The sequence below is a fragment of the Streptomyces sp. NPDC127197 genome, from assembly GCF_042672405.1.
Taxonomy (GTDB): Bacteria; Actinomycetota; Actinomycetes; order Streptomycetales; family Streptomycetaceae; genus Streptomyces; species Streptomyces flavusporus.
In genome coordinates this window covers 186759-208107 of the sequence record NZ_JBHXVG010000003.1, presented here as the reverse complement: position 1 = coordinate 208107, position 21349 = coordinate 186759, and the positions used below count along the sequence as shown (strand labels likewise).

Here is a 21349-nt window from a genome sequence, read left to right as displayed (position 1 = left end):
CTCACATCTTGGCCAGGATGTCCACCGAGAAGACCAGCGTGGAGTCCTTCTTGATGCCGCTGCCGCTCGGCGGGTTGTCCCCGTACCCCAGGTCCGGCGGGATGACGATGAGGACGCGGCTGCCGACCTTCTTGCCGGTCAGGCCCTGCGCCCAGCCCTTGACGACCTGCTGGAGCGAGAACGAGGTCAGCGCCTTCCGGCCGTACGTCGAGTCGAACTCCTTGCCGCCGTCCCAGAACACGCCCCGGTACTGCACGAGCACACTGTCCTCGGCGCCGACCTCCGCACCGTCGCCCTCGAGAACGTAGTTCGCCACGAGCTTCGTCGGCGGGTCGGCCTTGGGGATCTCGATGGAGGGCGCCTTGCCGTCCGTGTTCGTACCGACCTTCGGCACGTCCACGTTGTCCTGCGCGACCTGGGTGCCCTTGGCGGAGCTCTTCGCGTTGAACGTGGCCTGGATGTCGACGACGAAGACCAGCGTGTCGGTGCCCTTGATGCCCGCCTGCGAGTTGCCCTGCTCGCCGTAGCCCCAGGTGGGCGGCACGGACATCTGGACACGGCTGCCGGCCTTCTTGCCGGTCAGCCCATAGCGCCAGCCGTCGATGATGCCGCCCGGCGCGAGCTGGATGACCAGCGGCGTCTTGCGGTCGTAGGAGTTGTCGAACACCTTTGCGGTGTTCCAGATCTGGCCGAGGTAGTTGGCCTGGATGTAGTCGTTCTCCGCGACGGTCTGGCCACCGCCCGCGATGACCGTCTTCACCGCAAGGTTCTTGGACGGCTCACCGCTGCCCTTGGCCACCGTCGGCTTCTCGTCGAACTTCGTCCCCGCGGTGATGGCCGGCAGCGGACCGTCCACGATCTTCGGCGGCGGCGCAGCGGACGTCGCGGGAGCCGACGGCGACGCGGTGTCGGTGGCCTCGGCCGAGTCGGCCCCGCCGTCGTCGTCGCCGCATCCGGCGAGCGTGACCAGTCCAGCGGGGACCGCGATGAGAAGTGAGCGTCGGCGCACGGTGGGGGCCTCGTAATCGGTCGATCTTGTTGATGGCGTGCGCGCAACTCTACGGCGTGAGAAGGGCGCCGTACGGAAAACGTACGGCGCCCGTGTTGCGTTCCGGCGATCAGGCCGAAACCCAATGGCTCACATACCGGCGATGAGCTTCTCCACCCGGTCGTCCACCGAGCGGAACGGATCCTTGCACAACACCGTGCGCTGAGCCTGGTCGTTGAGCTTGAGATGGACCCAGTCGACGGTGAAGTCCCGGCGCTGCTCCTGCGCCCGCCGGATGAAGTCGCCGCGCAGCCGGGCCCGAGTGGTCTGCGGCGGAACCGACTTACCCTCGAAGATCTTCAAGTCGTTGCAGATCCGCGCCGCTTGGCCCTTCTTCTCCAGCAGGTAGTACAGACCACGACGCCGGTGGATGTCGTGGTAGGCGAGGTCTATCTGCGCGACCCGCGGGTGCGACATGGTCATGTTGTGCTTGGCCCGGTACCGCTCCAGAAGCTTGTACTTCATGACCCAGTCGATCTCGGTGTCGATCCGGTCCAGATCCTCGGCCTCGATCGCGTCCAGCGTACGGCCCCACAGCTCCAGCACCCGCTCCACGGTGCCGGTACGGATGCCGCGCCGCTCGCAGAAGTCCACGGCCTTCTCGTAGTACTCGCGCTGCACCTCCAGCGCAGAGGCCTCCCGACCGCTGGCCAGACGCACCTTGCGCCGTCCGGTGATGTCATGACTGACCTCGCGGATCGCCCGGATCGGGTTCTCCAGAGTCAGGTCGCGCATCACCGTGCCCGCCTCGATCATGCGCAGCACCAGGTCGGTGGCGCCGACCTTGAGCAGCATGGTCGTCTCGGACATGTTCGAGTCACCGACGATGACATGCAGCCGCCGGTAGCGCTCCGCGTCCGCGTGCGGCTCGTCACGCGTGTTGATGATGGGCCGGGAACGGGTCGTCGCCGACGAGACGCCCTCCCAGATGTGCTCGGCACGCTGACTGACGCAGTACACGGCACCCCGCGGAGTCTGCAGCACCTTGCCCGCGCCGCACAGCAACTGCCTCGTGACCAGGAACGGAATCAGGATGTCCGCGAGCCGCGAGAACTCCCCGTGCCGGGCCACCAGATAGTTCTCATGGCATCCGTAGGAGTTGCCGGCCGAGTCCGTGTTGTTCTTGAACAGGTAGACGTCGCCCGCGATTCCCTCCTCGTGCAGGCGTCGTTCGGCGTCCACCAGGAGTCCTTCGAGAATGCGTTCGCCGGCCTTGTCGTGGGTGACCAGTTCGATCACGTTGTCACATTCGGGTGTCGCGTATTCCGGATGCGAGCCCACGTCGAGATAGAGGCGGGCACCGTTCCGCAGAAAGACATTGCTGCTGCGGCCCCATGACACGACACGGCGGAAGAGGTACCGCGCCACCTCGTCAGGAGACAGACGGCGCTGTCCCCTGAACGTGCACGTGACGCCGTACTCGTTCTCCAGCCCGAAAATGCGGCGGTCCATGACTGAACATTACGCCCGATCCCCTGAACTGAAACGGGGTTCGGCAGCACGATTTGGATCATTTTCCGACGCGGCCGCAACGACCGCCGCCCTGGCAGGAGCTGCGAGTACCCGCCCCGTGGCCAGCAGAACCAGCAAAGACACGGCCCCCGCGGCACCCGGCACGGCAAAGCCCCACAGCGCCCCGCCCCACTCGACCACCGGCCCCGCCAGCCCGGTTCCCACCGACGCACCCACCGTGAACGTCGTCACAAGCCAGGAAAACGCCTCCGTGACGGTGCCGCTCGGCGCATGCCGGTCGACGATGACGAACGCGCAGGCGATGGCAGGCGCGAGGAACACACCGGCGAGCGCCGTCAGCGCCGTCATGGCGACCGGACCCGGCATCAGCATCAGCGGCAGATAACACATCGCCAGAAGGCCGACCAGCAGCCTCAGTCGCCGCTCCGGAGCACCCACCCACCGGCGCGCCCCGTACACGGCACCGCCGACCAGCGCACCGAGCCCCAGGGCCGCCATCAGCCAGCCGTACACCGCATCCCCGCCATGGTCGTCCGCATACGACACGGCGGCAACCGTGATGGAACCGAGCGCCACGCCGACGAAAAGGAACGCAGCCAGCAGCACCAGCAGCCCCGGTGAACGCAGCGCACCGAGCCAGTGCGCCTCCCGCGGCGCCGAGCGCCACGCGCGCGAGGGCGGCGACACGACCACGGAGAGTGCACCGAGCACCCCGACGACGTTCAGCACAAGCAGCGCGGCCTGCGCCGACCACAGCGCCGTGCACAGAGTCACCAGCAGCGGGCCGACCGTGAACATCACTTCCTGCGCCACCGCGTCCATGGCGTACGCGGTGTGCACCTGGTCCTCCCTGCGCAGCACAGAGGACCACAGCGCGCGCAGACCGCCCTCCAGGGGCGGGGTGAACAGCCCGGCGCCCGCAACGGCGACGTAGGAGAGCGGCAGCACCTCGGTGCCGCTGAAGGCGAACACGGCCATCGCGAGGGCGGACGCGAGCGCCGCGGGCAGCTGGACGCGCGGCTGCCCGTACAGGTCCACCAGCCGGCCGAGCAGAGGCTGACCCACCGCGTTGGCGACGCCGTAGACCGCCGCCAGCGCCCCGGCAAGGCTGTACGAGCCGCCCTCGGCACGGATGAACAGCACGATCGCGATCGCGGCGGTGGCATTGGGCAGCCGCCCCACCAGCGTGCCGACCAGCAGCCGGGCGGCATGCCTCGCCCTGAGGATCTCCAGGTATCCCGTGGCCATGTCCCCGCCCTTCCGACCCAGGTTTTACGTATAACTTCGTCCGTCATACGTACCATGAGCGCTGTCCACACGTCCAGGCCGAACCCGGACCAAGCCCCGACGAAGGAGCACCCACAGGTGGCACGAGCCGGCACCCGCCCCACCAGCCGGGACGTCGCCCAAGCCGCCGGCGTCTCCCAAGCCGCCGTCTCCCTCGTCCTCGGCGACAAATGGCGCGGCCGCGTCTCGGAAGCAACCGCACAACGCGTACGCGAAGCCGCACGCGAACTCGGCTACCGGCCCAACCTCGCCGCCCGCAACCTACGCCTCGGCCACACCCGCACCGTCCTGCTCGTCGTCCCCGCCCTCACCACCGAATTCTTCGCCGGCGTCTACACCGGCGCCGCCCGCGTCGCCGCCGAACACGGCTTCGGCGTCGTCCTCTACCCCTCCCCCGAAGGCATCGGCCCCGCCAGAGACCCCTTCGCATCCGCACAGGCCGCCCTCGACGGCGTCATCGCCTCCTCCATGGCCGCAGACGCCCTCACCGCCATCCGCGGCGACCAGCTACCCCTCGTCATGCTCGACAGCGACCCCGAAGGCAGCCTCGGCGCGGCAACCGTCAACCTCGACATCACCGACGGCATCCGCCAGGTCACCGAGCACCTGCTCGGCCTCGGCCACCGCACCTTCCTGCACCTCGCGGCCGACGTCCCCTCCTGGACCTTCGAGGTGCGCGCCCGGGAACTAGCCGCCCGCATCGCCGCCGTTCCGGGCACGACCGTGCACACGGCCCGCGCCCCCATCTCCATCCAGGGCGCCCTGACCGCCGCCGAGACCGCCCTCAGGCGCCACCCCGCCACCGCGGTCATCTGCGACGACGACAAACTGGCCGCCGGCGCCTACAAAGCGATCCGACGCCTCGGCCTGCGCATCCCCGACGACATCTCCGTCACCGGCCTCGACGACCTCGCCCTGGCCACCGCCATCGACCCCGAACTGACGACCGTACGCCTGGACGCCGAACTGTTCGGCGAGCGAGGCATGCAGGCCCTGCTGGCGGTCCTGGAGGGCCGCGAGCCCACCGAGGGAGACATTCCCGTCCAGTTGGTCGTACGGGGCTCCACGGCGCCACCACCGGCCCACTGAGACGCATATGGGCCCCGGCCGACACCGGCCGGGGCCCACACAAGTGGACTGCGCGTCACTCGTCCTCGGACTCCTCGGCATCCGCCGCCGACGCCGCGCCGTCCGCCTCCAGCAACCGGGCGAGCTGCCGACCGGTGATCCGCCGGAACTTCCGCTTCTGCGGACGCGTACGGTCCAGCACCGCCACCTCCAGACGCTCGGCGGGAATCTCCCGCTGGGTGCCGTTGGTGTCACGGGACAGGGCCTGCACGGCCAGCTTGAGCGCCTCGGCCAACGTCATGCCGTCCTGATGACGCTGATCCAGATAGCTGCTGATCTGCTCGGCATTGCCGCCGACCGCAACCGAACCGTGCTCGTCCACGATCGAACCGTCGTGCGGCAGCCGGTAGATCTGGTCACCCTCGGGCGTCTCACCGACCTCCGCGACAACCAGCTCCACCTCATACGGCTTCTCGGCCGCACTGGAGAAGATCGTGCCCAGCGTCTGCGCATACACGTTGGCCAGACCCCGAGCCGTCACATCGTCACGGTCGTAGGTGTAACCCCGCAGGTCGGCGTAGCGCACACCGCCGATCCGCAGGTTCTCGTACTCGTTGTACTTGCCGGCCGCGGCAAAGCCGATCCGGTCGTAGATCTCGCTGAACTTGTGCAACGCGCGGGACGGATTCTCGCCGACGAACACAATGCCGTCGGAGTACTGCAGCACGACCAGGCTGCGGCCCCGGGCGATGCCCTTACGGGCGTACTCCGCCCGGTCGGCCATGGCCTGCTGAGGTGACACATAGAACGGCGTCGACACCGGTTATCCGTCCCTTTCTGTGGAAGTCACTGACATCACCCTGGACAAGATCCGCCTACGGCTACAGCAGCGCGGCCCGCGGGCCGTCGGGCAGCTCCAGCCGCCGCTCCAGCACCGAACGGGCGATCTGAGAAGCCTCGTCCTCGGTGAGCCGACGGAAACCGTCCTCGGTGATCACGGTGACAATCGGGTAGATCCGGCGGGCGACATCGGGACCACCGGTCGCCGAGTCGTCGTCTGCCGCGTCGTACAGGGCCTGCACCACCAGGGTCGTGGCCTCGTCCTCGGTCAGATCGTCACGGAAGAGCTTCTTCATGGCACCGCGCGCAAAGATCGAGCCGGAGCCGGTGGCCGCGAAGCCCGTCTCCTCGGAGCGGCCGCCCGTCACGTCGTAGGAGAAGATCCGCCCCTTCTCCCGGTCGAGGTCATAACCGGCGAAGAGCGGCACCACGGCCAGTCCCTGCATGGCCATGCCCAGGTTGGACCGAATCATCGTCGACAGCCGGTTCGCCTTACCCTCCAGCGACAGCTGAGCGCCCTCGACCTTCTCGAAGTGCTCCAGCTCCAACTGGAACAGCTTGACCATCTCGACGGCGATACCGGCGGTGCCGGCGATACCGACCGCCGAGTACTCGTCCGCCGGGAACACCTTCTCGATGTCCCGCTGCGCGATCACGTTGCCCATGGTGGCCCGACGGTCACCGGCGAGGACCACGCCACCGGGGAACGCCACGGCCACGATCGTGGTGCCGTGCGGCGCCTCGATCACACCCTTGGTGGGCGGCAGTTGCCGGTTGCCGGGCAGCAGCTCCGGCTGGTGCTCGGACAGGAAGTCCATGAACGAGGAGGACCCAGGCGTCAGGAAGGCAGCTGGTAGACGCCCGGTGCTACGAGTGTTGGCTTCCACGCGATTCCTTCCACGTATGCGGCAGCCCGCCTTATGGCGTCGGGCCGATCCTTGAACTGCCCCAGTGCAGCGTTGCAGCTGAAGCACAGTACGCCACGGACCCTACCCGTCTCATGGCAGTGATCCACATGCTCGGGTACGGCCGCCAAACATATGCAGCAGACGCCCCCTTGGGAGGCGACCAACTCGTCGCGCTCGGCCTCAGTGATTCCGTACTGCCGCTTCAGATGGTCCTGCCGCCCCCGGATGGCCCGGCACGCTTTGCACCGTGTCGACAGACCATCGGATGCGGTGGCGTTGCGATGCCACTCGCTGTGCGGCTTGACCTCACCGCACGTCCGGCAGAGCTTGTGCCCGGCCGGAACGTCCACCTTCACCCATACCGGCTTACCCATGGCTTCCCGGCGGCGCCGGGAGCGCGCGGCGCTGTACTCCGCCACGCACTCCCGGCACCGCACCTGAAGGCCATCGCGCCGGTTCTTGTCCCGTGCAAATGCCTCAGGAGGCAAGTCCCGCTTGCAGCCCGTGCATTGCTTCGCGTTCGGATCCCCAGCCACCCTCATCCCCCGCAACCTTCGATTCGAAGGTAAAAGCGGCCCGAATCCCTTTACTGACCACCTTTTTGCACGAATGAGCGCACGAAATCCTCGGCGTTCTCCTCGAGTACGTCATCGATCTCGTCGAGGACGGAGTCCACGTCGTCGCTCAGCTTCTCCTGCCGCTCCTTGAGGTCCTCAGAAGCCTGCGCCTCCGCAGCCTGCTCCTCGACCTCCTCGGTAGAGCGCGTGGCCTTCTGCTGTCCGCCGCCGGTGTCCTTGGTTGCCATATCCCTCACCCCGCTCGGTTCGCCCGACATGGTCGGCAGGTCGGCTTTCCTGCCGATCGGTCATGATCAGACCCTACAAGCCGGGTCTGACAATGTCCCCGCAGTTCCTACAACGTACGGGGACCACCTCGATGATTCCCTGGGGCCGGGATTTCCACCCTGTGTGCCCGGCCCCGTCCGAGAACCTGCTCACCCGCCGGACAGGACCCTGACCAGGTCTTCCGCGGTGCGGCAGCGGTCCAGGAGCTCCTTGACGTGATTACGCGTTCCGCGAAGCGGTTCCAGGGTTGGGACGCGCTGGAGCGAGTCCCTTCCCGGCAGGTCGAAGATCACCGAGTCCCAGGAGGCCGCGGCGACGTCGTCGGCGTACTGCTCCAGGCAGCGGCCGCGGAAGTATGCGCGGGTGTCCTCCGGGGGTTTGACCATCGCCCGCTCGACGCCTGCGTCGTCCAGGAGGCGCTTCATGCGGCCGCGGGCGACGAGGCGGTTGTAGAGGCCCTTCTCGGGGCGTACGTCGGCGTACTGGAGGTCGACGAGGTGCAGCCGGGCGGCGTCCCAGTCGAGGTTGTCGCGGCGTCGGTAGCCCTCCATGAGTTCTCGCTTGGCGACCCAGTCGAGTTCGCCGGCGAGGCTCATGGGGTCGCGTTCCAGGCGGTTGAGGGTGTCTTCCCAGCGGGTCAGGATGTCCTTGGTCTGGTCGTCGGCGTCGGCTCCGAAGCGCTCTTCCACGTATTTGCGGGACAGCTCGTAGTACTCCATCTGCAGTTGGACCGCGGTGAGTGTGCGACCGCTGCGGAGCGTGACCAGGCGCTTCAGTGACGGGTCGTGCGAGACCTGGTGGAGGGTGCGGACCGGCTGGTCCACCGCCAGGTCCACGGCGATGAAGCCGTCCTCGATCATGGACAGGACCAGCGACGTCGTGCCGAGCTTGAGGTAGGTGGAGATCTCGGAGAGGTTCGCATCGCCGATGATCACGTGCAGGCGGCGGTATTTCTCCGCGTCGGCGTGGGGCTCGTCACGTGTGTTGATGATGGGACGTTTGAGGGTGGTTTCCAGGCCCACCTCGACTTCGAAGTAGTCCGCGCGCTGGCTGAGCTGGAAGCCGTGTTCGTGGCCGTCCTGGCCGATGCCGACGCGGCCTGCTCCGGCGAAGACCTGGCGGGAGACGAAGAAGGGCGTGAGGTGGCGCACGATGTCCGAGAAGGGGGTTTCCCGCTTCATCAGGTAGTTCTCGTGTGTGCCGTAGGAGGCGCCCTTGTTGTCGGTGTTGTTCTTGTAGAGGTGGATGGGCTGGGCGCCGGGCAGCTGTGCTGCGCGTTCGGCGGCTTCGGCCATGATTCGTTCGCCGGCCTTGTCCCAGAGGACGGCGTCGCGGGGGTTGGTGACCTCGGGGGCGCTGTATTCGGGGTGGGCATGGTCGACGTAGAGCCGGGCGCCGTTGGTGAGGATGACGTTGGCCAGGCCGATGTCCTCGTCGGTGAGCTGGCTGGCGTCGGCGGCCTCGCGGGCGAGGTCGAAGCCTCGGGCGTCCCGCAGGGGGTTCTCCTCCTCGAAGTCCCAGCGGGCCCGGCGGGCCCGGTGCATCGCCGCCGCGTAGGCGTTGACGATCTGGGATGAGGTGAGCATGGCATTGGCGTTGGGGTGGCCGGGGACGGAGATCCCGTACTCCGTCTCGATGCCCATTACTCGCCGTACGGTCATGCGGCCCTCCTTGCCCGGCGGCTCCCTCGGTCGTGGGCGCCGCTCAGATACCGCTGGCGCTGGGTTGCGTGTGCGGTGCCCGTCCCCGCACTGCGCGACTCGGCGGTACCGACGAGCCTAGAACGCCTCCGCGCTGGTGGGGAGATCATTTGCGTCATTAGCCTTGCTCCAGCCGTGGCCCGGAAAGCAGTCGGCTGCGGATACCCGGAGAGGGCACCCGCAGCCGCCCTGTCTTTTACAGGTACTGTCCGGTGTTTGCCACCGTGTCGATGGAGCGTCCGGTGTCTGCGCCCTGCTTTCCGGTGATGAGGGTACGGATGTAGACGATCCGTTCGCCCTTCTTCCCGGAGATGCGGGCCCAGTCGTCCGGGTTGGTGGTGTTGGGCAGGTCCTCGTTCTCCTTGAACTCGTCCACGCAGGCCTGGAGGAGGTGGGAGACGCGGAGGCCCTTCTGGTTGTGTTCGAGGAAGTCCTTGATCGCCATTTTCTTGGCGCGGCCCACGATGTTTTCGATCATGGCGCCGGAATTGAAGTCCTTGAAGTAGAGGACTTCCTTGTCGCCGTTGGCGTAGGTGACTTCCAGGAAGCGGTTTTCCTCGGTTTCGGCGTACATGTGTTCCACGGCCGTCTGGATCATGGCCTGGACGCATGCGTCCTTGTCGCCACCGTGTTCCCCGAGATCCTCGGAGTGAAGCGGGAGGCGCTCGGTGAGGTACTTGCCGAAGATGTCCTTGGCCGCTTCGGCGTCCGGGCGCTCGATCTTGATCTTCACGTCGAGTCGGCCGGGGCGCAGGATGGCCGGGTCGATCATGTCCTCGCGGTTGGAGGCGCCGATCACGACCACGTTCTGCAGGCCTTCGACGCCGTCGATCTCGGCGAGCAGCTGCGGGACGATGGTGTTCTCCACGTCGGAGCTGACGCCGGAGCCGCGGGTGCGGAAGAGGGATTCCATCTCGTCGAAGAAGACGATCACGGGGGTGCCTTCGCTGGCCTTTTCACGGGCGCGCTGGAAGACGAGGCGGATCTGCCGTTCGGTCTCTCCGACGTACTTGTTCAGGAGCTCGGGGCCCTTGATGTTGAGGAAGAAGCTCTTGCCGGCGGCCTGGCCGGTGACTTCGGCGACCTTTTTGGCCAGTGAGTTGGCGACGGCCTTGGCGATGAGTGTCTTGCCGCATCCGGGGGGTCCGTAGAGCAGGACGCCCTTGGGTGGGCGCAGTTCGTGCTCCTTGAACAGGTCGGGGTAGAGGTACGGGAGCTCGACCGCGTCGCGGATGGCTTCGATCTGGTTGCCGAGGCCACCGATCTGGTCGTAGCCGATGTCGGGGACTTCTTCGAGGACGAGTTCTTCGACCTCGCTCTTGGGGACGACCTCGTAGACGTAGCCGGAGCGGGGTTCGAGCAGCAGGGCGTCGCCGGCGCGGATGGTGACGTCCAGCAGCGGCTCGGCGAGCCGTACCACCCGTTCCTCGTCGGTGTGCCCGAGCACCAGGGCGCGTTCGCCGTCCTCGAGGATCTCCTTGAGGGTGACGATGTCCCCGACGCGCTCGAACTCCATGGCGTCGACCACGTTGAGCGCTTCGTTGAGCATTACTTCCTGGCCGCGCCGCAGGTCGTCGAGTTCGACGCTGGGGCTGACGTTCACGCGGAGTTTGCGGCCGCCGGTGAAGATGTCGGCGGTGCCGTCCTCGTTCGCCTGCAGGAAGACTCCGAAGCCGGCCGGTGGCTGTGCGAGCCGGTCGACTTCTTCCTTGAGGGCCACGATCTGGTCGCGGGCCTCACGGAGCGTGTTGGCGAGTCGCTCGTTCTGTGCGGACACGCCAGCCAGGTTGGTCTGCAGCTCGACGATCCGCTCTTCGAGAATTCTCGTGTGTCGCGGAGAGTCGGCGAGCTTGCGTCGCAGGACGGCGATCTCCTGCTCAAGGTAGGCAATCTGCCCGGCCGGGTCTTCGGACCCGCGTCCCGGGCGGATGCCGCGGTTCATGTCGTCGTCGTGGGCTGCCACGGTCCTCACCTCCTCCAAGGGGAGCTGGACGCTTCCAGACCCTACCTGGGTGGGTGTCGATTGAAACCCCTAGATCACAAAGACGGTCGGGGTGTGTCCGATCTTCACCCTTGCGCTCTCCCTCACGCCAGGGGAATACCCAGGGAACGCGAGGAGAAAGCGGGCGCAGGTAGTGTCGAACCGTTCAACACCCGTCAGAGCTGGCCGGATTCCCGTACGGCTCGACACAGAAACGGCAGGAGAGGTGACCGTGCAGCAGGAGGCCGGAGTCGACGGCGAGGCGCTGGAGGTCTGGATCGACCAGGATCTGTGCACCGGTGACGGCATCTGCGCCCAGTACGCGCCCGAGGTGTTCGAGCTGGACATCGATGGTCTGGCCTATGTGAAGGGCGCGGATGACCAGTTGTTGCAGGCGGTGGGGGCCACAACGCCCGTACCGCTGCCGCTTCTCACGGATGTGATCGACTCGGTGAAGGAGTGTCCGGGTGAGTGCATCCATGTACGTCGAGTTTCGGACAGCGCGGAGGTGTACGGGCCGGACGCAGAGTGACCAAATCCGTACGGTGGGTTACGACTGTAGGATTTCTCACACGCGTCGGTTGCGGGCGTCAGACGCTTCGGGCGTCGGCGGGTGACGAGCGGACGAACGCACCGTTCTTCCACTGCCACTTAGCGTTCTCCTTCGTGTCCGGACAACATGTCGGTACGTCGGAGGAGGAGTAGCCGAGCAGGGTCGCCAGCACCGCTCCGTCGCGAACGGCGAAGTCACTGACGGTGAACCGGTCCTTGGGGTCGACGAGGGTCGCCACGATGCGGGGCTGTGACGCACCGTCGCCCTGGGTGAGCACGTACACGCCGTCGGGCGGTGTGCTGATGCCGGCGTCGCAGTGCACCACGGCGACCGTCTCGGGCCGGCCGTCGCCGTCGAGGTCACCGGAGGCCTTCTGTTCCACCACGGCCTGTACGGGGCCGCATTCGAGGGGGAAGTCGACGCCCTCGGGGGCGGGTGGTGCGGCGACGGGTGCGGACCGGGTTCCCTGGGACGGCGTCTGGGCGGCGGTCGCGGAGTCCGGCTGCAGGAGCGAGGAGAGGGCCACGACACCGGCGACAGCGGTGGCGGTGGCAAGCCAGTGGATCGGGCGGGTGTGGGTGTGTGCCAGTTCCGGGACGGCGGATTGCTGCACTAGGAGTGTCTCCTGTGAGGGCTGTGCCGGTGGGGGTGGCCAGCATGGTGCCACACGTCACAGTGCGGGGGAACGGCGGGGGTCGGCCCTTGTGCCGGTGGTGTCTTGGCGAGGCAGCCCTTCGGTGCGGGGTCAACGGGAAAGCGCCGTGGCCGAGTTCCCGGCGGGTTGCGGGAACTCGGCCACGGCGCGGTGACGTTGTGTGCGGCAGGGGGCTGCCTCAGCGGCCGATGCCTCCGTCGGCGTTGGGGCCGGAGTAGTCCTCGCCGTAGGCGCCCTTGGCGGGCCGGCGGCGGCGCATGGGCGGTTCGACGCCGTCGGCGAGGCGGCGGGCGGTGAGCAGGAAGCCGGTGTGGCCGATCATCCGGTGGTCGGGGCGGACGGCCAGGCCCTCGATGTGCCAGTTGCGGATCATCGTCTCCCAGGAGGTCGGCTCGTTGAAGCAGCCGATTTCGCGGATGGACTCGACGGTCCGGGCGAGCTGGGTGGTGGTGGCGACGTAGCAGCACAGGATGCCGCCCGGGACGAGCGCCTTGGAGACGGCTTCGAGGCACTCCCAGGGGGCGAGCATGTCGAGGATGACGCGGTCGACGTCGGTGTCGCTGAGGTTGTCCTGGAGGTCGCCGACGGTGAGCTGCCAGGCGGGGTGCGGGCCGCCGAAGTAGCGTTCCACGTTCGCCTGCGCGATCTCGGCGAAGTCGGCGCGGCGCTCGTAGCTGTGCAGCATGCCCTGGTCGCCGATGGCGCGCAGCAGGAAGCTGCTGAGCGAGCCGGAGCCGACGCCGGCCTCGACGACGCGTGCGCCGGGGAAGATGTCGGCGAAGGCGAGGATCTGACCTGCGTCCTTGGGGTAGACGACGGCTGCCCCGCGGGGCATGGACAGGACGTAGTCGGGGAGCAGGGGGCGCAGCGCGAGGTAGGCGACGTTCCCGGTGGTGCGGACAACGCTGCCCTCGGGGGCGCCGATCAGTTCGTCGTGCGGGAAGGAACCCTTGTGGGTGTGGAAGTTCTTCCCGGCTTCGAGCGTGAACGTGTAGTGGCGGCCCTTGGGGTCGGTCAGCTGTACCTGGTCCCCGACCTTGAAGGGCCCGCGCCTGCGGGCGGCACCGGTCGGTTCGGACATGTGACCAGCCTACCGGCGTTTCTGGTGGGCGCCGACCACGGGCCGCCGGGTGCTACGAGGGCCTGGCCATGGCTTTGACGAAGGCGCGCTCGACGTCGGCGGCGGACAGGACGCCGTAGATTTCGCCGGTCTCCTCGACGACCAGGTACTCGGTGGCGGGGGTGGCGCGCAGTACCTCCAGGAGGTCTTCGCCGGCCAACTCGGCGGAGACGCGCATGCCGTCGGTGAGCTCCTGGGCGAGGCCGCTGACGGCGACCCAGGGGCGGCGGTGTTCGGGTACGCCGACGATGGCGGCTTCGCGGACGAGTGAGACGGGGTTGCCGTCGGCGTCGACGACGACGAGTGCGCGGGCGCCGGCGGCGTTGGCGCGGCGCAGGGCCTCCGAGAGGGGTGTGTCGGATTCCACGGGCACGGCGCGGCGGGTGAGGGTGCGGGCGCGTAGTTCGGGGAGGTGTTCGCGCAGGCGGGCGACGCGCAGGCTGTTTCCGGCGCCGGTCCAGATGATGGCGGCGAGGATCGCGGCGAGCAGGGCGTCCATGACGGTGTCCATGCCGACGTTGTCGACGGCTTCGGTGCCGAGGGCGCCGGACTGGGTGAGCAGCGGGAGGCCGATCAGGACGGCGACGGCGAGGGCGCGGCCGACCCAAGCGGCGGCGATGGTGCCGCTCATGGGCTTGCCGGTGATTTTCCAGACGACGGCGCGGAGCATGCGGCCGCCGTCGAGGGGCAGGCCGGGCAGGAGGTTGAAGGCGGCGACGATCAGGTTGGAGATCATCAGGCCGGCCAGCAGGACGCCGGGGACCGTGCCGGGCTCGACGGGCTGCAGGGCGAGGTAGAAGAGGCCGGCGAGGACGAGGGAGAGCAGGGGGCCGACGAAGGCGAGCACGAATTCCCGGCCGGGGGTCTCGGCTTCCTTCTCGATCTCGGAGACGCCGCCGAAGAACTGGAGCTGGATGCGGCGGACCGGGAGCTTGAAGCGGAGGGCGGCGACGGTGTGGGCGAGTTCGTGTACGAGCACGGAGGCGTAGAAGGCGACCGCGAAGAAGAGGGAGACCAGATAGCGGGCCGCGCCGAGCTCGGGCAGTACACGCTCCAGTTGCCCGCCGAACACCCAGGTGATCAGGGCGGCGACCAGGAACCAGCTCGGGGCGACGTACACGGGCACACCGAACGGCCGCCCCATCAGCAGCCCGCCTCTGGGCTCCGGACGCTGCGGGGCGGGGCCCTTCTCGGGGCCGGTGCCGGTGTGGGCGAGGTGGCGGTGGGCTGGGGCGGGGTGAGAGGTGGGTGCCGGGTGGTCGTCGGCGGGGCGGGCCGAGTCGGGTTCGGCGTCGGCCGGGTCGGTTTCCGCGCGCTCCGCCGGGGGCGTCTGGGCCTCGGGCGGTTCGGTGGGCGCGTCGGTTGTCCGCCGGGTCGCGTCGGGGCGTGTGGGGTCGGTGGTCGGGGCCGTACGGTCCGTTTGCTGTTCGGCCGTTTCGTCGGTGCCCGACCGCGGCTGCCCGCTCCCGCCGCTCTCGTCCACGGTGTCCCCTCGTTTTGAAGCGTCTCCCGCGCCTGCCGGGCGGAAGGGTCTCGGGTCGATGGTATGCGGCCGTCGGGATGCGTTCCGCCCCGGCACCCCCTCTGTTTCCCTTGCCGTGGCAGGGGTTGCGGCCGCGGGGTGCGTCACTGTCAGTGGTGGGCCGTATGGTCTGTGGGTATGGACACCAGCACCGAGGGCGCGGCGCAGGCCCACAGCGGCGGTACGGCCGGGACCCGGACGGATCCGTCGGTCGTGGCCGAGCCTACGACGGCGACGGCAGTGACGGCAGCGACGGCCACGGCTGTCGCCGCCGAGCCCGTCGTCATACCGCCGACCTCGCTCTCGCCCTCGCGTGCCGGCGACTTCATGCAGTGTCCCCTGCTGTATCGGTTCCGGGTGATCGACCGGCTGCCGGAGAAGCCCAGCGAGGCGGCGACCAGAGGCACCTTGGTGCATGCGGTCCTGGAGCGGCTCTTCGACGCCCCGGCACAGGAGCGCACCGCGCCCCGGGCCAAGTCGCTGATCTCCGGCCAGTGGCAGCGGTTGCGCCAGACCAGGCCGGAGGTCGAGGAGCTGTTCGCCGACGACCCGGACGGGGAGCGGCTGGCGCGCTGGCTGGGTGAGGCGGAGCAGCTGGTGGAGCGCTGGTTCACGCTGGAGGATCCGAGCAGGCTGGAGCCGGCCGAGCGTGAGCTGTTCGTGGAGGCGGAGCTGGAGTCGGGGCTGCGGCTGCGCGGGATCATCGACCGGGTGGATGTGGCGCCGACCGGTGAGGTGCGGATCGTCGACTACAAGACGGGCAAGGCGCCCCGGCCCGAGTACGCCGAGGGTGCGCTGTTCCAGATGAAGTTCTACGCCCTGGTGGTCTGGCGGCTGAAGAAGGTTGTCCCGCGGCGGCTGCAGCTCGTCTATCTCGGCAGCGGTGACGTTCTGACGTACGATCCGGTCCTCGCCGACCTGGAGCGGGTGGAGCGCAAGCTGCTGGCGCTGTGGGAGGCGATCCGGCGGGCCACCGAGACGGGCGACTGGCGGCCGCGGCCGACGAAGCTGTGCGGCTGGTGCGATCACCAGGCGGTGTGCCCGGAGTTCGGCGGCACTCCCCCGCCGTATCCGCTGCCTGTGAGGGGGGTCGGGTCGGGGGATTCGGAGCAGGGCAGAATGGGGCCGGACTAGCGAAGGAGACTTACGTGGCCATCCGTGTCCTACTGGTCGACGACCAGCCGCTGCTGCGTACGGGCTTCCGGATGATTCTGGAGGCCGAGCAGGACATCGCGGTCGTCGGCGAGGCCGGAGACGGCCTCCAGGCACTCGACCAGGTGCGGGCTCTGCAGCCCGATGTGGTTCTGATGGACATCCGCATGCCGCGGATGGACGGCGTGGAGGCGACCCGGCAGATCACCGGCCCGGGGCGGGACGGCCCGGCGAAGGTGCTGGTGCTGACCACGTTCGACCTCGACGAGTATGTGGTGGAGGCCCTCAAGGCGGGCGCCAGCGGTTTCCTGTTGAAGGACGCTCCCGCCAACGAACTGGTGCAGGCGATCCGGGTCGTGGCGGCGGGCGAGGCGATGCTCGCGCCGAGCATCACACGGCGGCTCCTCGACAAGTACGCCACGCATCTGCCGTCCGGCGACGAGCCCGTCCCCGACACGCTGAACACCCTCACCGAGCGCGAGGTGGAGGTTCTGAAGCTGGTGGCGCGCGGCCTGTCGAACGCGGAGATCGCCGCCGACCTGTTCGTCAGTGAGACCACGGTCAAGACGCATGTGGGCCATGTGCTGACCAAGCTGGGGCTGCGGGACCGGGTGCAGGCCGCGGTGTACGCGTACGAGAGCGGTCTGGTGCGCCCCGGCGCGCAGTGACCCCACCTGCGGCCGTACGACGCCGAGGGCGCCCCCTTCCGAGGAAGCGGGCGCCCTGTCGCGTGTCGGCTGCTCAGCCCTTGCTGATCTCCCAGAACCGGAACACGGTCGAGGCGTCGAGGCAGTACTCCAGGCCGTAGACGGTCTCGCGGACCACCGCGTACTGCTTGGCCTGCCAGACCGGCAGGACGGGGAGTTCCTCGGCGACGATGTCCTGCAGCTCCCCGAACTCCTCGTCGGTTCCCGCGCGGTCGCTCTCGGCGGCGGTGCTGGGGATGAGGGTGCCGGTGATCTCGCTGTTGGTGTAGTTGTTGCCCAGGACGTTGCCCTCGCCGAAGAACGGGGCGGTGAAGTTGTCGGCGTCCGGGTAGTCGGGCACCCAGCCCTTGACGTACACGCCGTACTTGCCGTCGGCGATGTCCTTCTCGTACCGGTCGAAGGCGACGGACTGCACGTCGGCGGCGAACAGGCCGCTGGCGTTGAGCTGTGCCGCGATCGCCGCCAACTCCTGGTCGGTGGCGGGGCCGTAGCGGGAGGGGGTCGACCAGAGGGTGAGCTTGACCTTGCCGGTGATGCCTTCGGCGCGCAGCGCGGCCGCGGCCTTCGCCTTGGAGGGGCGGGCGCCGTAGGTGTCGAAGAAGGCCGTGTTGTGGCCCGCGATACCGGCCGGGACGATCGAGTACAGCGGGGTCGCGGTGCCCTGGTAGACGTCCTCGATGAGGGCCTCGCGGTCGATCAGGTGGGCGATGGCCTTGCGGACCCCGGGCTGTCCGGCTACGGGGTCGTCCATGTTGAAGACCAGGTGCTGGACCTCGGCGCTGCTGCCCTCGACGACCTTGACCCCGGCGTCGTCGTCGGCGTTCTCGATGTCGGCGATGTCGCCGGCGCTCAGGCCTCGGTAGGCGATGTCGATCTCGTTGTCGAGGAGCGCCTCCTTCAGGGCGCTCTGGTCGCCGTGGAAGAACTTCAGGGTGACGCCGTTGTTCTGGACCTCGGCGGTGCCCTTGTAGTTCTCGTTGACCGAGAACACGGCCTCGTCGTCGCTGAACGAGTCGAGCTCGTACGGGCCGGAGCCGACCGCCTCGCCGTCCTTGCGCAGCCCGTTCGCGTCGTACTGCCGGTGGTTGACGATGGAGCCGGCACCGGAGGCGATCTTGCTGGGGAAGGTGGCGTCGGCGACCTTCAGGTTGAACACGACGGTCTTCTCGTCCGGCGTCTGGACCGAGTCGAGCATGGGGAACATGACGGCCGGACCGGCCTCGTCGTTGATCTTCAGCATGCGGTCGAAGGAGAACTTGACGTCCTTCGAGGTGAGGGGGTCACCGTTGCTGAACTTCAGACCGTCCTTCAGCGTGCACTTGTAGACCTTGGTCGAGGTGTCCGTGAAGGTGCACCCGCGGGCCGCCTCCGGCTGCGGTTCGGTGCCGCCCTTGGGGAAGCTCAGCAGGGACTGGAAGACATTGTTGAACAACAGCCACGAGCCGGGGTCGTAGCCGGACGCGGGGTCCGTGGAGAGGACGTCGTCGGACATCCCCATGACCACGTTGGAGCCGCTCTCCCCGGAGTCGCCGGTCTCGGATCCGCATCCGGTCAGCAGACCGGAGGCCAGCCCGGCCACGATCGGCAGAACCGGCCACTGGTTGCGCATGTTCACTGCGTGTGCCTTACGTCGTTCTCGAAGGTCCCGGGCCGCCGTCCAGGACCCGGGCACGGAAAGGGGGTGGGTCAGCCGCTCACACCGCGGCCGAGCTCCCACAGCTGGAGGGTCGAGGAGGAGTTGAGAGCGTACGCGACGCCCGTGATGTCGTCGCGCGCGGCCACGTACTGCTTGCCCTGCCACAGCGGCAGCATGGGTACGTCCTCGGCCACGATGTCCTGGATCCGGTTGAGGCTGTCGGCGGCACCCAGCCGGTCGGCCGCACGACGGGACTCCGGGATCAGGGAGTTGCGGATCTCGCTGTTGGCGTACGGCGACTTGAGGAAGTTGTCCTTGTCGAGGAACGGGGCGACGAAGCTGTCGGCGTCGGGGAAGTCGGGGAACCAGCCCATGCCGAACACGTCGTACTCGCCGTTGCGTTCGGCGGGTACGAAGGTGTCCCAGGGGGCGCCCTCGATGCTGACGTCGAACAGGCCGCTGTCGTTGAGCTGCTGCTGCAGCTGCTCGAACTCCTTCTTCGTGGCGGCGCCGTAGTGGTCGGTCGTGTAGTGCAGCGTCAGCTCGACCGGGGTGGTGATGTCGGCGGCGGTCAGCAGGGCCTTGGCCTTGGTGACGCTCGGGTCGCCGTACTTGTTGAAGAAGGCGTTGGAATGGCCGGTGATGGACGCCGGGACCAGTGAGTACAGCGGCTCGGCCTGGGAGCCGTAGACCTTGGAGATCAGTTCGCTGCGGTTCACGATCTGGGCCATGGCCTGCCGTACGGCCTTGTCCTTCACCGTCGGGGCGTCGGTGTTGAAGGCCAGGTAGCGGATCTCCAGGCCGGGCATCTCCACGAGGTCGACGTCGCCGTCGGAGGCGGCGGAGAGCTTGTCGATCTGCTCGGGCGTCATGGTGCGCGTCATCATGTCGATGTCGCCCTTGTCGAGGGCGTCGCCCATGGCGTCGGCGTCCTTGTAGGAGACCATGTCGACCTCCTCGTTGTTCACCTTCAACGCCCCCTTGTAGTGGGGGTTCTTGATGAACACGGCCCGGACGAGCTCGTCGTTCTTCTCCTCGGCCTCAAGGGTGTACGGGCCGGAGCCGTCGATCTGGAAGCCCTCGCGCAGCTTGTTCTTCTCGTAGTTGTCGGGGTTCACGATGCCCGCGACCGGAGTCGACAGCTTGTACGGGAAGGTGGCGTCCGCGGTCTTGAGGTGGAAGATGACTTCGTTGTCGCCCTGCGTCTCGACGGTGTCGACGGTGGACAGCAGCGCGAAGACGCCACTGTCGGCCTTGATGGCGCGGGCCCGGTCGATGGAGAACTTCACGTCGGCCGCGGTGATGGGGTCGCCGTTGGAGAACTTCAGGTCGGCACGCAGCTTGCAGGCGTAGCGCTCGTTGCCGGTGTCGGTGAAGCCGCAGCTCTGGGCGGCCTCGGGGACGGGTTCGCCGTCGCCGCGCGGCTGAACCATCAGCGTCTGCACGGTCTGCCGCAGCACGTTCCAGGTGCCGACGTCGTAGGCGTACGCCGGGTCGAGGGGCGCGGGGGCGTCCTTGGTGGCGATGAACCGGTCCGTGGTGCCGACGACGATCGCGTCGCCGCCGTCGCTCCCGCTGTCCGACCCGCCACAGGCGGCGAGCGCGGGCGCAAGCAGGCCGACCACAGCCGGCAGCACCAAAGTCTTGCGGTTCATGCTCGAGTTTCTCCAGAGCTGTCAAGTCCGTGTATCCGGCATGCAGGGGTGGCGCAGCGGATCACGGGAGCGGGGGCGAGGTTCTCGCGACGAGATTAATGCGCACCCGCTCCGGGGTTCGCAGCGACGGGAGTTGAGCGCCCATCACGCTGCGAAACCGGGCGCGGACACACTGAAAACCCGACAGCGGAAGGATTAGTGCAGCGTTCCATGAATCGGGACACAAAGGCGGGGTGACCGCCCTGTATTGGGGCCGTGAGGCACACGGGCAGGCCCCTGTCGACCCCTCAAGAAGTGACGAACATCACACTTTCGCACAAGGTTCAACAGGACCGGAATTCAGCCATCCGGGAGTTCGAATTCTTTCGCAAGTGCACCCGGTGAATTGCCGTTCTGTCGAAGCGGTACGGTGGGTGAACGCCTAGCGCATTTCCGTCATCAGGCCACGCAGAAATGCCAGGTCCACCTGTTCGAGAGAGTCCACCACGGTACGCCGGGCAGCCGGGGCGATCGGAGCCACCGACGGTACGGCCACCACCGGGCAACCCGCGGCCTCGGCGGCCGCCACACCGGTCGCGGTGTCCTCGACGACCGCGCATCGGGCCGGTTCCGCGCCGAGTCCCGCGGCGGCGAGCAGATACGGGTCGGGGTGCGGCTTGGTTCGCGCCACCTCGTCCCCGGCCACGGTCAGGGCGAAGTACTGAGGACCGATCGAGCCCAGCACCCGGTCGATGATGCGCCGGTGCGAGGCCGAGACCAGCGCCGTCGGGATCTCGTGCGCGGCCAGTTCGGCCAGCAGCCGGGCGGCACCCGGCATCATCGGCAGTGCACGGTCGATACGGTCCTCGAACCCCTGGTTGAGCAGGACGGTGAGCTCGGCGAGGGTGATGTCGGCGCCGGTGGCCTCGATCAGGAACCCCGCGCTGCGGGTCATGGGACCACCGACCACGACATGGCGCCAGGAATCGTCGAGGGCGTGACCGAGGCCTGCGAAGACCTCGACCTCGACGTCCCACCAGAAGCCCTCGGTGTCCACCAGAGTGCCGTCCATGTCGAGGAGCACGGCCTGCAGGGCAGAGCCCTCCGCCGTACGGGTGCCGAGTGCGGGGACCGTCGTCGTCATCCGGTGGTACCTCCTGAGGGACTAGCAGGCCGGTTCCCTGATGGGAACCGGCCTGCTGTGGACCGACCAGTGTACG

General features: G+C 68.1%; 19 protein-coding genes. 4 read left to right on the top strand and 15 right to left on the bottom strand.

The window, feature by feature from the left end; translation table 11 throughout:
• Position 1: 1 nt before the first annotated feature.
• The 3 genes from ACFVJQ_RS06030 to ACFVJQ_RS06020 form a co-directional block, all read right to left on the bottom strand.
• Positions 2 to 1009, bottom strand: a complete 1008-nt coding sequence (locus ACFVJQ_RS06030) for an FKBP-type peptidyl-prolyl cis-trans isomerase (RefSeq protein WP_385781294.1) — start codon at positions 1007 to 1009, stop codon at positions 2 to 4.
• A gap of 129 nt (positions 1010 to 1138) precedes the next feature.
• On the bottom strand, positions 1139 to 2500 hold the full coding sequence (gene pafA, locus ACFVJQ_RS06025) for a Pup--protein ligase (protein WP_224736496.1): 1362 nt from the start codon (positions 2498 to 2500) through the stop codon (positions 1139 to 1141).
• A gap of 9 nt (positions 2501 to 2509) precedes the next feature.
• Complete coding sequence (locus tag ACFVJQ_RS06020; protein WP_385514510.1) at positions 2510 to 3769, bottom strand: MFS transporter; 1260 nt, start codon at positions 3767 to 3769, stop codon at positions 2510 to 2512.
• Between the two features lie 117 nt (positions 3770 to 3886).
• Here ACFVJQ_RS06020 and ACFVJQ_RS06015 point away from each other — a divergent pair, with 117 nt between their 5' ends.
• On the top strand, positions 3887 to 4897 hold the full coding sequence (locus ACFVJQ_RS06015) for a LacI family DNA-binding transcriptional regulator (RefSeq protein ID WP_385781290.1): 1011 nt from the start codon (positions 3887 to 3889) through the stop codon (positions 4895 to 4897).
• Between the two features lie 55 nt (positions 4898 to 4952).
• Here the strand turns inward: ACFVJQ_RS06015 and prcA are convergent, their stop codons facing one another.
• From prcA to arc, 6 genes are all read right to left on the bottom strand, one after another.
• Positions 4953 to 5696, bottom strand: a complete 744-nt coding sequence (gene prcA, locus ACFVJQ_RS06010) for a proteasome subunit alpha (RefSeq protein ID WP_129796963.1) — start codon at positions 5694 to 5696, stop codon at positions 4953 to 4955.
• A gap of 61 nt (positions 5697 to 5757) precedes the next feature.
• Entirely contained in the window at positions 5758 to 6603 is an 846-nt protein-coding gene (gene prcB, locus ACFVJQ_RS06005; protein ID WP_385514512.1) for a proteasome subunit beta, read from the bottom strand.
• The gene (locus ACFVJQ_RS06000; protein WP_385781286.1) at positions 6555 to 7166 is read right to left on the bottom strand and encodes an endonuclease VII domain-containing protein; all 612 of its coding nucleotides are present in this window, start codon (positions 7164 to 7166) and stop codon (positions 6555 to 6557) included. The genes prcB and ACFVJQ_RS06000 overlap by 49 nt, the downstream gene beginning before the upstream one ends.
• A gap of 44 nt (positions 7167 to 7210) precedes the next feature.
• Entirely contained in the window at positions 7211 to 7429 is a 219-nt protein-coding gene (locus tag ACFVJQ_RS05995) for a ubiquitin-like protein Pup (protein WP_030244016.1), read from the bottom strand.
• 189 nt (positions 7430 to 7618) lie between these two features.
• Positions 7619 to 9130: a depupylase/deamidase Dop gene (gene dop, locus ACFVJQ_RS05990; protein ID WP_385514514.1), complete on the bottom strand. Its 1512-nt coding sequence runs from the start codon at positions 9128 to 9130 to the stop codon at positions 7619 to 7621.
• Positions 9131 to 9365: 235 nt separating this feature from the next.
• Positions 9366 to 11132, bottom strand: coding sequence for a proteasome ATPase (gene arc / locus ACFVJQ_RS05985; protein ID WP_385514515.1), 1767 nt, complete (start codon positions 11130 to 11132; stop codon positions 9366 to 9368).
• 244 nt (positions 11133 to 11376) lie between these two features.
• Between arc and ACFVJQ_RS05980 the strand changes: the two genes are divergently transcribed.
• Positions 11377 to 11682, top strand: coding sequence for a ferredoxin (locus ACFVJQ_RS05980; protein WP_385514516.1), 306 nt, complete (start codon positions 11377 to 11379; stop codon positions 11680 to 11682).
• 58 nt (positions 11683 to 11740) lie between these two features.
• Here ACFVJQ_RS05980 and ACFVJQ_RS05975 read toward each other — a convergent pair whose 3' ends face one another.
• From ACFVJQ_RS05975 to ACFVJQ_RS05965, 3 genes are all read right to left on the bottom strand, one after another.
• A complete protein-coding gene (locus ACFVJQ_RS05975; RefSeq protein WP_385514517.1) occupies positions 11741 to 12316 on the bottom strand; it encodes a hypothetical protein in 576 nt (191 codons plus the stop codon).
• A 220-nt stretch (positions 12317 to 12536) separates the two neighbouring features.
• The gene (locus ACFVJQ_RS05970) at positions 12537 to 13439 is read right to left on the bottom strand and encodes a tRNA (adenine-N1)-methyltransferase (protein WP_129796971.1); all 903 of its coding nucleotides are present in this window, start codon (positions 13437 to 13439) and stop codon (positions 12537 to 12539) included.
• 52 nt (positions 13440 to 13491) lie between these two features.
• Positions 13492 to 14961, bottom strand: a complete 1470-nt coding sequence (locus tag ACFVJQ_RS05965; protein WP_385781279.1) for a site-2 protease family protein — start codon at positions 14959 to 14961, stop codon at positions 13492 to 13494.
• Positions 14962 to 15138: 177 nt separating this feature from the next.
• Between ACFVJQ_RS05965 and ACFVJQ_RS05960 the strand changes: the two genes are divergently transcribed.
• Both ACFVJQ_RS05960 and ACFVJQ_RS05955 read left to right on the top strand, forming a co-directional pair.
• Entirely contained in the window at positions 15139 to 16134 is a 996-nt protein-coding gene (locus tag ACFVJQ_RS05960) for a RecB family exonuclease (protein ID WP_385781277.1), read from the top strand.
• A gap of 14 nt (positions 16135 to 16148) precedes the next feature.
• Positions 16149 to 16820: a response regulator transcription factor gene (locus tag ACFVJQ_RS05955; protein WP_129796974.1), complete on the top strand. Its 672-nt coding sequence runs from the start codon at positions 16149 to 16151 to the stop codon at positions 16818 to 16820.
• Positions 16821 to 16893: 73 nt separating this feature from the next.
• On the opposite strand, the gene ACFVJQ_RS05950 is transcribed toward ACFVJQ_RS05955, so the two are convergent.
• The 3 genes from ACFVJQ_RS05950 to ACFVJQ_RS05940 form a co-directional block, all read right to left on the bottom strand.
• A complete protein-coding gene (locus ACFVJQ_RS05950; protein ID WP_385513054.1) occupies positions 16894 to 18474 on the bottom strand; it encodes an ABC transporter substrate-binding protein in 1581 nt (526 codons plus the stop codon).
• A 71-nt stretch (positions 18475 to 18545) separates the two neighbouring features.
• On the bottom strand, positions 18546 to 20150 hold the full coding sequence (locus ACFVJQ_RS05945) for an ABC transporter substrate-binding protein (RefSeq protein WP_385513053.1): 1605 nt from the start codon (positions 20148 to 20150) through the stop codon (positions 18546 to 18548).
• Between the two features lie 421 nt (positions 20151 to 20571).
• Positions 20572 to 21273 carry an HAD family hydrolase gene (locus ACFVJQ_RS05940; protein ID WP_385513052.1) on the bottom strand — a complete coding sequence of 234 codons (702 nt, stop codon included), beginning with the start codon at positions 21271 to 21273 and terminating at the stop codon, positions 20572 to 20574.
• Between the last annotated feature and the right edge of the window lie 76 nt (positions 21274 to 21349).

Excerpts from the sequence above, each read along its gene's own strand:
- ACFVJQ_RS05945 (WP_385513053.1), bottom strand. The coding sequence starts at position 20,150 with ATGAACCGCAAGACTTTGGTGCTGCCGGCTGTGGTCGGCCTGCTTGCG.
- dop (WP_385514514.1), bottom strand. The coding sequence starts at position 9,130 with ATGACCGTACGGCGAGTAATGGGCATCGAGACGGAGTACGGGATCTCC.
- ACFVJQ_RS05970 (WP_129796971.1), bottom strand. The coding sequence starts at position 13,439 with ATGTCCGAACCGACCGGTGCCGCCCGCAGGCGCGGGCCCTTCAAGGTC.
- ACFVJQ_RS06000 (WP_385781286.1), bottom strand. The coding sequence starts at position 7,166 with ATGAGGGTGGCTGGGGATCCGAACGCGAAGCAATGCACGGGCTGCAAG.
- ACFVJQ_RS06020 (WP_385514510.1), bottom strand. The coding sequence starts at position 3,769 with ATGGCCACGGGATACCTGGAGATCCTCAGGGCGAGGCATGCCGCCCGG.
- ACFVJQ_RS05995 (WP_030244016.1), bottom strand. The coding sequence starts at position 7,429 with ATGGCAACCAAGGACACCGGCGGCGGACAGCAGAAGGCCACGCGCTCT.
- pafA (WP_224736496.1), bottom strand. The coding sequence starts at position 2,500 with ATGGACCGCCGCATTTTCGGGCTGGAGAACGAGTACGGCGTCACGTGC.
- ACFVJQ_RS05960 (WP_385781277.1), top strand. The coding sequence starts at position 15,139 with ATGGACACCAGCACCGAGGGCGCGGCGCAGGCCCACAGCGGCGGTACG.
- ACFVJQ_RS05940 (WP_385513052.1), bottom strand. The coding sequence starts at position 21,273 with ATGACGACGACGGTCCCCGCACTCGGCACCCGTACGGCGGAGGGCTCT.